The organism is Hymenobacter sp. M1-2 (genome assembly GCF_057808495.1).
Map to the genome: position 1 here is coordinate 118,658 of NZ_JBTYZO010000010.1, position 10,705 is coordinate 129,362.

At 52.6% G+C, this 10,705-nt stretch carries 6 protein-coding genes; 1 reads left to right on the top strand and 5 read right to left on the bottom strand.

Going from position 1 to position 10,705, the window contains the following annotated elements; translation table 11 throughout:
- Nucleotides 1-11 precede the first annotated feature (11 nt).
- From ACYSMN_RS11575 to ACYSMN_RS11595, 5 genes are all read right to left on the bottom strand, one after another.
- Complete coding sequence (locus tag ACYSMN_RS11575; protein WP_488924038.1) at nucleotides 12-647, bottom strand: hypothetical protein; 636 nt, start codon at nucleotides 645-647, stop codon at nucleotides 12-14.
- Nucleotides 648-883: 236 nt separating this feature from the next.
- Entirely contained in the window at nucleotides 884-1,327 is a 444-nt protein-coding gene (locus ACYSMN_RS11580; RefSeq protein WP_488924039.1) for a tetratricopeptide repeat protein, read from the bottom strand.
- Nucleotides 1,328-1,335: 8 nt separating this feature from the next.
- Nucleotides 1,336-7,275 (bottom strand): RHS repeat-associated core domain-containing protein, encoded by a 5,940-nt coding sequence (locus tag ACYSMN_RS11585; RefSeq protein ID WP_488924040.1) that lies wholly within the window; start codon nucleotides 7,273-7,275, stop codon nucleotides 1,336-1,338.
- A 384-nt stretch (nucleotides 7,276-7,659) separates the two neighbouring features.
- Nucleotides 7,660-8,625: an IS3 family transposase gene (locus tag ACYSMN_RS11590; protein WP_488924041.1), complete on the bottom strand. Its 966-nt coding sequence runs from the start codon at nucleotides 8,623-8,625 to the stop codon at nucleotides 7,660-7,662.
- On the bottom strand, nucleotides 8,622-8,924 hold the full coding sequence (locus ACYSMN_RS11595) for a transposase (RefSeq protein ID WP_488924042.1): 303 nt from the start codon (nucleotides 8,922-8,924) through the stop codon (nucleotides 8,622-8,624). Before ACYSMN_RS11595 ends, ACYSMN_RS11590 begins: the two co-directional genes overlap by 4 nt.
- A 466-nt stretch (nucleotides 8,925-9,390) precedes the next feature.
- On the opposite strand from ACYSMN_RS11595, the gene ACYSMN_RS11600 reads away from it, so the two are divergent.
- A complete protein-coding gene (locus ACYSMN_RS11600; RefSeq protein WP_488924043.1) occupies nucleotides 9,391-10,215 on the top strand; it encodes a M57 family metalloprotease in 825 nt (274 codons plus the stop codon).
- Nucleotides 10,216-10,705: the final 490 nt, after the last annotated feature.

Consider the following 10,705-nt stretch of genomic DNA (forward strand, 5'->3'; position numbering starts at 1 on the left):
CAAGACTTGGATTAAAGAGATGCTGAAGTTGACTCCAGCTTTACCGCTGGCAGAGCTCGCAAGGCTGCGGCCGTAAAGGAAAAGTGAAGAGTACCCAAGCCAAATTGGGTATCATGGAAAGTGAAAGTGAACCCCTGGCTAAGGTCAAGGGCGTGGGTATCAAAAACGAGTAGCACCGTCGACTTTCCCGTGCCACCATACAGCCGGGAATAAGTGCTGGCTATCGCCGTTACAGAGTCTTTTGTGGGAGTTATGATGACTGCGTCTTGCGCTATCCCGCTGCTGAGGTATTCAATTGCTTGGCCATACTGGGCTTGGTTTGATAGAAATTGATTTTCTATTTCCGCATTGCCTCTCTCCAAAGAAAAAGACAGATAGGTGCGCCCAGCATAACTTTTACGCACAGAGTCAATAGCTGCTGCCCGTTTACCTTCTTCTACTCCATCTATATCCTGCAACAGTAGCAAGTCAGTGGGTAAATAGGCACAGGTAAGTGTATGTATGCCGCTTGTCGTTTGCTGCACCAAGCCATGCGCCGGGTCGCGTAAGAATTGCTTGTATTGCCTTTCATCTAATGCCCGAGAGCAGCCTATTAAAAGCAATAATGCTGAACATGTCGTAAGCCGGAATAAAAATAAGGTGCGCATCAATTATTTTGTAAGTGAAGGACATATTAGTTTGCTAAACATTATTTTGTGGAGTTGTTTTCAAATGGAATGAGATAATAAATTTTTGATGATAATAAGTGCTGGTTATAACTTGATTATTTTAGGTTCAAAGAAAATTAGTTATAAATGCCTATCTGTTTAATTGTGTAACAAAAAATGCCATTAATTCTTGAATGTGTTTTATGTTATTATACATAAAGGAATTAATAAGTGAGCTAATCATTAGCTCTTTTTAGTTCATATATATCCAAACAAACGTCAGCTAGGATTTTATTTTTTTCGGTGCCAATTCCATGATAATAACATCTGCATAGGGAATAGCAGGCCTGTAAATCTCCTTGTAAAGATGCCTTTAAATAGTAACTAAAAGCTATTCTGGTATCTTTCTTAACAACTTTCCCTTTCTCATAACTAACAGCAAGATCAAAACTAGCTTCTGCTACGCCTAGAGCAGAAGCTTTTTGAAATAATTCGATACCTTTATCTGAATCCTTCTTCACAAAGGTTCCGTAAAAATAACCTGTTGCTAGAGCATATGTAGCTTTAGCATGGTTAAGTTTAAAAGCTTTTTCGAGTAAGAAAAGCACCTTTTTTTTATCTGGCTTTTCTAGTAATGCTTCTGCCAAAGCTGCTTTATAAAGTAAGTCTCCCTTTGCCATTTTTCTATTTAGTTTTTAGGTGGCCATGGCCCTCTGTGCCCTGGAGGTCGCTTCCTTGGATATTGTCTTGCTTGATCACCTTTCTCACCACCTCTTGATTTAGCTCTGGTTGCTTGTCCTTTTTCATGTTTGCCCTTAGTGCTTGGTCGGGCACCCTTGGTATGCTCTGCCAGTAACACTGGGTTTGCAGGAGGCAGCACTACAGTGGGTCCAGGTAAAGTGCGTGGGCCGCTTGGTCCATATATGGCCTCAGGGTCGGCACCAAGGCTAACTAAAAATGCAGAAACTCCATCAGCAACCTCTTCTATATGCATTCCCATCTCCCATCCTATGGTCCAGCCTATTGCTGCCGCTGCCCCCGCCCGTCCTGCCACGGATAAGCCCGGGCCAACTTTGGGACCAACCACTCGCATGGACCTAGCGGCCGTGTTCACAAATGATGTTGCACGCGCAGCGTTTGATAAGGCTATTGGACTTATGGCCGCTGCTCTAGCTCCTGTGCCTACAACGCGGGATGGCTTTGGTGGCTTAAATTTGATTCTAGGAATTTTATGAGAATAGGCTTTCCCTTTCGGGCCAGGCCCGGAAAAACCGCCATCCGGGTCAACATCCGAGATAGGGTTATTTGACATTGCCACGTATGGTGAGTCAAACTGTCCGTAAGGGTCCGTAGACATCCAGCGCCCGATGCGGCTGTCGTAGAGGCGCAGCTCAAAGCTATCCCAGCCAGTCTCCTCATCCTTCTCCGCAAATTGCCCTTGGTAGCCGTGGCGGTAGCGCTTGGTGCCTATCACGTAGTTTAAGCCTGTGAGCGGCGCGCCGTACGCGTAGGTATGCTGTTCCTGCACTATCAAGCCACCGGTATGTTCCAAGCGGACGTCGTCGAAATACACCACCCGCGCCGGGTCTTCGCTTTCAACGCTCAGCTCCAGCGTACCGGCCTGTTGGGTGCGTATCCCTAGCTTCAACGACTGCCAGACGTCAGGAGTAGCTGGGTTTACGGGCTCGTATTGGTCTTCCACCACTTCCCCCTCTGCGTTCTTGAGCCGGTAGTGCAGATAGGCCAATACCCCAGAGGTAGGTGGGTTGGGCTGGCGGGCACCCCAACCAGTAAAGGCCACACCTGCCGCAAGGCGGCCCAGCCACCGCCGCCGAGGCACAGCTTTTTCAGGGGCGTTTGCAATTGTCGTTTGTGGCGCCGGAGTGGCGCCCGCCGCTAGTAGCGGCAAGGCGCGGAGTGCTAGCCGGCCGCTACCATCAGCATGAAAGAACGCTGCCGCTGAGAGTGTCACGGTGTCGCCTTTCTCTACCGTCAAGGTTTTGCTAGGTCCTTGCCGCAGGCCTTGCGCGGCGCTGAGGCGGGCCACATGGCCATCGGCCGCAAGTGGGCTAGCAAAGCGAGTGGTAGCTACGTTTGTAAATTCTTGCTCTTCCCGCTGGGCCTGGCCAGGAGCCAGGGTAGCTAGATAAGTAGCCGTAGTGGGCCGGTGGAATATTACGCGGGCATTGCCGAGCTGATCGTTTAGCTCATAGCGAGCATCGAGCGTACCATCGTCCTGACGAGTGAGAGTTCCCACGCGGCCGGAGCCGTACAGGGGCACTTCAGTGAGTAGCATCTGACTGCCGCTGGCAGCTTCCTGCTCGTACGTACTCAGTATGTTGCCCGACAGATCCCGCACGTAGTAGGTGGTGCGGCGCAGTAGTCCGGCATCGTAGCTGGCTTTGCTGGCGCGGAAGCCACGGTCGTCGTAAGTGAAAACGACGATGGGCTGCTGATGCTGTGCATCGCGGTACACTCCCGTTACCTTGCCAGCCACGTCGTAGGTCAGATAGCTCTGCCCTTTTTCATCACGCTGGCGCGTCATCTGCCCAATAGCGTCGTAGTTGTAATCGAGTATGGCGGTCCCGGCTTGCCCGTTCACGGCAGCTAGCTTGTTCGTGCCGGTGGTATACTGGTACGTGAAATCATCAGTGGCAAAGCCAATTCCATCGCGGCGACGCAGGCTCTCTAGGTTACCATTAAAATCGTACTTCAGGTTGCCCTCTTCGTACGCGCTATTCGTAGCGGGTTGGAAGGCCTGCGTGCCCAAGTTCAAGGTGCCAAACTTGGACTCCAGCAGTTGATCTTGCGTATCGTAGTTGTACGCGTTCATGCGTATGTCAGCATTCGCTACCGTCGACCAGGCCGCCGACCGAATAGAGCCGTTATAGCGGGTGGTGGCAGTGGGTACGCTTGGCGTGGGCACCACTACCTGCCGGCTGGCATAATCGCCATTGAAATAGTCCAGCGTAAGGCCGAACAGGTCCTTGTACACGCCATTGCGGGTAGGCTTGTCTACACCAGGGTCTAAAGAGCGGTTGGCGTGGTTGATGCCTTTAAGCCAGCCCTGCACAGTGTAAGTGTAATCTACGCCCTGCAGTTTATTGCCCATTTCCACCCGTTTGAGCGGGCCATGCAAGTAGTACGTGTAGCTAGCCTGTAGCGTCTTGGTCTGCCCATCGGGACTGGTGTACACTCGCGTCAGGCGTTGGTCGGCATCGTAGCGGTAGTGATGGTAAAAAGCATCCGGCTGTCCTTTTTGATAAGCGACCTCCAGTACGTTGTCGTTAAAGTCGTAGGTGTACTCAACTGTTTTTGTGCCTATAACTGGCGCCTTTTGTACCATCCAAACAAGGCGTCCCAATTCATCATAGCTATACCAGGAAACGGTAGACTCATTACTAGTTTTAGCAATTGTTCCAGTCAGGAACTCCTGTACCCGGCCATCAAGCTCAGCGTCCTGGAACGGTCGGTCGTACCAGATATTTTTGCGTTGCGAGCAATGAGCTACCGTCAATCCTCCATCACTTGCCCTACTTTCCAGCACGGTTTCTTGCAGTACACTAGTTGATGCTGGTAATACTACACTGTGCGGTTCAAATACAAGTCCCGTACCAGAAGATGGTGTTTTGTATTCTCCTGTTTCTATTACCCTACCTGAGCGGTCGTAGTTGGTGTAGGAGAATTTATTCTCGCGACGCTGCTCAGCATTCTGCGAGAATCTCAGAGCTCCGTCCTCCCTATATACAAACTGAGTAAGGCCTTCTTCCTCGTTACTGGACGATAACAAGAGCCCATTTGAGTCATACGTGTTGTATGTTACAAAGCGTGGTACAGCATCCATCGCATTGTCAAGCCCATTTGGCATCAACTCCTGCACGCCTTTCGGCGCAATGGAAGCTACTGATTGACCTGCATCATTATGGAAGACATAGCTGAACTCCCCATAGTGTACTTGATAAGTAAACTGTACCTCACCAGGGAGAAATTTTTTAAAACGATAGAAACCGGGTGCTAACGAGAAAGAAGTTAGGCTCTCATGAAGATCCGCTTGACCTGTTTCCAGATTAGTTACATAAAACCAAATATTAAGATCAGTTGTCGATGAAGGCTGAGTAGAAGAAGGAGTAATAGTAGTCGCCGTTGCCGAGGCTGGCACATGAATCTCTTGATATAGCGGAGCAGAGGTTCCCTGCCCGCCGTCAAGTACGAAGGTTAGCGTACTAGCAGGATATTGGTCCCCTGTTAAACAAGTTGCTAAGACTTGCTCATCCTTATTATAAAAAGTGACGTTTTCGACACGATTTACATCAATGGCGACAGATTTATAGCCCCGATTTCTTAAGCTAGGGGTGGGGCTACCCACAATAAAATTGTCACGTAGTTTGCTATAATGGTCCAATTCATTGAGTAGCGAGAACTGCCGAGACTTAAATTCATGGTTTTTCCCCATTCGTAATTCGTCTCCAGCTCCTGCCGCACGCTTCATGCCTCCAATAGGATCTTCGTAGGGATCAGCTAGGCTATAGGGGTACTTCGTAGTGGCCGTTGCCGGCTCTAATGCATTGTTGGAGCTATAATAATAGCCTAATGTACCAATAGTACTCTGGTCCACTAAGTCAGGATTAGGCGCTGCCGCACCTTCGAAGTTTGTCGCTTTGAAAGGCGTGCTCCCGCTTGTTATAAAATCGGTTTTGTATTTAAATTCTTGGTTATGTATCGGAGCAAGTAGCGTAGAAAGCACACCTATGCCAGCAGTATTATAAACTGTCTGCGTTGCTAGTACATGCCGTCTTGCTATACTTTTTAGTTGCAACTGGGTTGGTCTGCCTAACCCATCCGCAAACTGCTTACTCTCACCAATAATATTGCCCTCGCCATCGAAGGTGCGCTCGAACGTCCAGTTGCGGTTCCGGTCTTCGGAAGGGTCGGAGGGGGGGGGATTTTCTACTATCGCCGGTTTAACGCGTACGTATAAGCTGCGGGTATATAATGTGATGCCTGGCACCCAATCATTTACTACTCGGGCACGGTATTCTCCACCATATGAGTCATCAGCGTCTACTATTTGATATTCAGCCGCAGTAGCACCAGCCACTTCTACCCACATGCCATTATTATTTTTCTCCCATTGATAGTGGTTATGATTCCCCGCCATAGTACGATTTAACGCTTGCGTACTACTTAATGGCAAATCTACTGTATCAGCCGGTCCAGGCGTGCGTTGCCCATAGTCCCAGTGCTGATAGACACCTGGTTCCCACTGATTGGGCTCATAAGAGCCAAAGTCGAGGTAATTACCCGTCACGCCAAGCTCTAAGTAGGGATAGCCTATGCGGCTGTTATAGTCGGGAATCCGGGTTATCTCGTTATTATTAATTGTGAGCTGATGGAAGCTCAGCGTAGCGGGCACTTCCCCCGAGAGGTGATTGTTGTCTAGATTCAGGAAGTACACGCTTAGCGAGTCGGGCAGCGGGCCGCTGAGCTGATTGGCCGTCAGGTTGAGCCGGCCTAAATTCTTTAAAGCCTTGTAGCTGGCTGGAATGGGGCCGCTGAACTGGTTGTACTGCGCATCCAGCAAGTTCAGCCCCCGTAGTTGGCTCCATTCGGTGGGCAAGGTGCCACTGAGTTGATTATGATTCAACGAGAGTTGGCGCAGCCCACTCATACGGCTCCAGCTGGTGGGAAGGGGGCCACTTAGGCTATTAACGGCAGCATTAAGCCGCCAGACCTGCGTCCAATTACCCCAGCTCTCGGGTAAGGCACCGGTGAAGCGGTTATCATTCAGCGCTACGTCCGCCATGCCAAGGCAATTGCCCCAGCCAGCAGGCAGCGGTCCAGTAAATAGGTTGCCTTGCACGTACACATAACGCAACGCCGTCCAATTGTCCATCGTTGCGGGCAGCGGGCCACTGAATTGGTTGTAGGCCAGCGAAAGCGTGTGCAATTGCATGCATTGACCAAGCGAGGCAGGTAGCGGGCCAGTGAACTGGTTCGTCGAAAGATCCAAGCTCTGCAGCGCGGCCCACTGCCCAAATATTTCGGGCAGTGGCCCCACCAATTGGTTGCTACCCGCCTGAAAGCTCTGCAGCTGCCTCAAATTTCCCAAACTAGCCGGCAGGAGGCCACTAAACTGATTACGCTCCAAAACCAGGTTCGTGAGCTCAGAGAGGGTCCCAAGCCAGGCCGGTACCGTCCCACTGAGGGCATTGGCCTGCACTATAAGTTGTTCTAGATGGGTACACTGCGCTATGCTCTCGGGCAGTGATCCGCTGAGTTCATTACCGGCCACTTGCAGAATTCGCAGCTCCGTCAAGCTCCCCAGACTGGTTGGCAGCGGGCCACGAAGGCCATTACCAGCTAGAAACAGGCCGCGCACATCGCCATTAATCACTTGTACCCCAGCCCAGGTAGCTAGGTCCGCCGCCGTGGTACCCTGCCCCCAGTTAGCATTATTAATCCAGCCTGCGCCATTTGTGCTCTGGTAGAATTGGAGCAACGCCTGCGCTTCCGTTGCATCGGGTACCAACCCTTCACTAGTAGGCTGGCAATATCCACCGAAGCTCAAGGTTAGAAAGCAGCAGATTAATAACCAAATCCGGTGCGGCAATAAGTAGCGTTGTACCATAGGGGTATGGTATAGAGTGAATTAATGGTAACTGCGATAAGTCAGTTACTTTGTATAGAACCAACCCAACAGCGCGAGTGGCTCAATCATTTGGGAGCATAAATAGGCTCCCATGGATTAGTGAATCTGATAATAGAGGACAGTAGGCTGAGATTAGAGAAACAGAATAACTACTCATCAGCAACTGTAAGTCCAATACTAAGACGATATTGTTTAAAAAGCAATTTTCAAATAAAATAATATTAAGCTTAACAGCTTGGTAACAAAAGCAAGTAAGCTCGGCATTCATCAAGCTTATAGTATCATCGCATAAGCAAGTGCAACTGCTGAACCATTAGCTTACTTGGGCACCATACTTTATGGGTTAAAACAGTAGTAACATCGCTAGTGAGCCCTACACCCGCACCATCGAACGAGAGCTGGATACTGGGGTGGTCTAGCGAGAGCGGACACGGAGCTAAGATAGGTAATTGAGCAGGTCCGCTTCGAATTGGTGGGGTGAGCGGTAGCCCAGGGCGGAGTGGCGACGGTCCAGATTGAAGTAGGTGTCGAGGTAGTGGGCCACTTCCAACTGGGCTTCTTCCAGACTGGCAAATGCACCACCGGAGGGCAGTAGCTCGGTTTTGAGGGTACTCCACCCGGCCTCGGCTTGGGCGTTGTCGTAGGGGTTGCCCGGCCGGGCGTAGCTGGCCAGCGCCCCAGCCTCAGCAATCCGTTGGCGGCAGGCCTGGCTGGTGTACTGGCTGCCGGTGGTGCCGCCCCGGCGGCACTTAAGTCGGCGTGAATAATCAGTCCAGGAGCGGGTTGGCGTAGCGTCAAGGCTTGTTCCAGCGCGTTAAGCACTAACTCAGTCGGCATCTGCGCGGCCAGGTGCCAGCCCACGACGCGGCGCGAGCAGGCATCGCGCCAGGTGGCCAGGTAGCACCAGCGCCCGCCTACCAGCGGCAGGTACGTGATGTCGCCCACCCACACCTGGTTGGGGCGCCTGGGAGCCGGCTGACCGAGCAGTAGGTTCGCGGCCGCGACGGCCGCCGGGTCGGCCTGCGTGGTGCGCGAGCGCTGCGGGTGGGTGCTGAGCGCCCGCTGCCCGCTGGTTCGCAGCCAAGCGCGCAACGCATAGCGGCCCACCTGGTGGCCCTCAGCCCGCAACTCGGCCCGTAGGCGGCGGGTGCCATAACGACCGGCATGGCGGGTAAACGCCTGTTGAGCAGCTGCCAGCCAGCCAGGAGCTGAGTTGGGCTTTGCCGTTCGCCATTGGTAATAGCCGCTCGTGCTCACGTGCAGCACCCGGCAAACTTTGTGTACGGGCCAAGTGCTCCCCCGCTCGGCGATGAACTGGTACTTGCTCATGGTTGAGGAGTCTGCGAAAAGATGGTCACCGCTTTTTTTAAAATGTCGCGCTCCATCTCCACGCGTTTTAGCTCGGCGCGTAGGCGCTTGATTTCCTCGCGCTCGGCGCTGCTGGGCACGGCTTGTTCTAACGCCTGGCGCTGCCAGCGGCCAAGTAGGGCGGGCGAGAGGCCTTGGGCACGCGCCACGTCGGTTTGCCGGGCCCCGGCCGCGACTTGCCGGACGCATTCGGCTTTGAACGCGGACGTGTATTTCTTGCGAGTGGCGGGCTGGCCGTCAACGGGTTTCTTTTCGGTCATGGGCAGGGGAAGTTAAGACTTCTCGCTGTCCGTTCCCGCTAGACCACCTCATACCTTGTGAGTGAAGCACAACCATACTGTCTTCCTGCTATAAGAAAAGGCGCACCACACGGTGCGCCTTTTCTTATGGTGGCAGCGTGTACTAAGGGGACTTTGAGGGGAATTATGGCAACGCACTTCTTCGGGATGAGGCTGCCCCGAATGCTGATACTTTGCGGGCTACAGCTACCGCCGACTAGGCAAAACGCTCAGTTGTACTAAGAGTAAAAAAATATTAAGTGTCTGATTAATAGGGTTAATTATTAGGGTGTCCACCTTGAATACTTGGTGAGTCTACTACGTGTCCACCTCGCTTTTTTGCGAAGTGACAATCTTGGGGTGGACCTTTGTAGCGCAATCCGACAACTGGCGCCGGTTGGGAAAGCATCCTTTAACACCTTCTAAAATACAGTCACTTTCACCCTCCATGAAAAAATATTTCGCTCTGCTGAGCTTGGCTACGGCTACCCTGTTTGGCACTGTTTCGTGTCAGCAAGACCCGATTCAGGAAGTTGCTTCCGCTTCGGAAGTAAGTGCCGAAGTGCGCGCCAAAATCACCGCTTTAGGATATAATGGCAACGACGTAGTGCGCACCAAGGAGGGATACGTTATAGAAGGCGACATTTTTATGTCTGAGGACGACGTGAACCGTCGGCCTTCGGACCAGGAAGTAACGGTGCGCGTCGGCCAGACCGAGCAATACCGAACCAACAACGTGGTAAGGTCGCTGCCGCGCCAAATCACCATCGGCATCGACGCGGCTTCTTTTCCAGAGACTTACTCCAAGGGCCTCGACGAAGCCATTCGGCGCTACAACGCTCTGGGGATGCGCCTTACCTTCCGGCGAGTATCGTCGGGTAGCCAAATCAAGATCTTACGGGACTCTAACGCAGGCTTGGGCTTATCGGGGCCGCCTACTGCTGCCGGCGACCCGTTCGGAACTATCAAAATCAACCCCGCCGCACTGAACGGCGACCCACGAGTGAATTCAGTGAATTTCGCTGCTTCACTCATCGCCCACGAAATAGGTCACGCCATCGGCTTCCGCCACACCGACTGGAAAGACCGCAGCAGTTGCCGTGAAGGTGGCCCTAACCGGTTCGATGAAACGATTGCGCCCAACGGCGCCGTGTGGCTGCCCGGCACTCCTATGGGCTTGGAAATGAATTCGTGGATGGTGGCCTGCCTAAACAATGCCGACTACCCGTTTACTGCCAACGACATTACCGCTCTGCGGTATCTGTACCGCTAAGCCCGGCGTGGGCTCAGCGCAATAGCCAAGCTTTATCGTAAACGGCCGGACAACTACGCGTTGTCCGGCCGTTGGCGTTTGCGGCAACCGCTGCCAAAATCGCCACCTTATACTTCAGATATTAGTGTCAAGCCTTCCGCACAGCGGCCTACGGGGAGCCCCGGCGGGGCGGTATATCGGTAGTAAAACGCGGGTAATGATTGTTCCAAGCCCCATCGGGGCGACACCCCTCGTTGGACGGTTGGTGTCGCCCCGATGGGGCTTGGTTTCTCTATGCACTGGTTGAGTTCTACCGATATGCCGCCCCGCCGGGGCTCCCCGTAGGCCGCTGTGCGGAAGGCCTAAAATAGTTAACCCAAGTTGCGGAATAGCCGCGTAGCGGCGACAGGTTTGTAGTCCCAAATCGTTTTGGGGGATAGCGGCACATAGGGGTGCCAAACCGGCGGGAGGCCCTTGCCCCACCACAACGCAAGAGGGGGGGTCCAGTCTT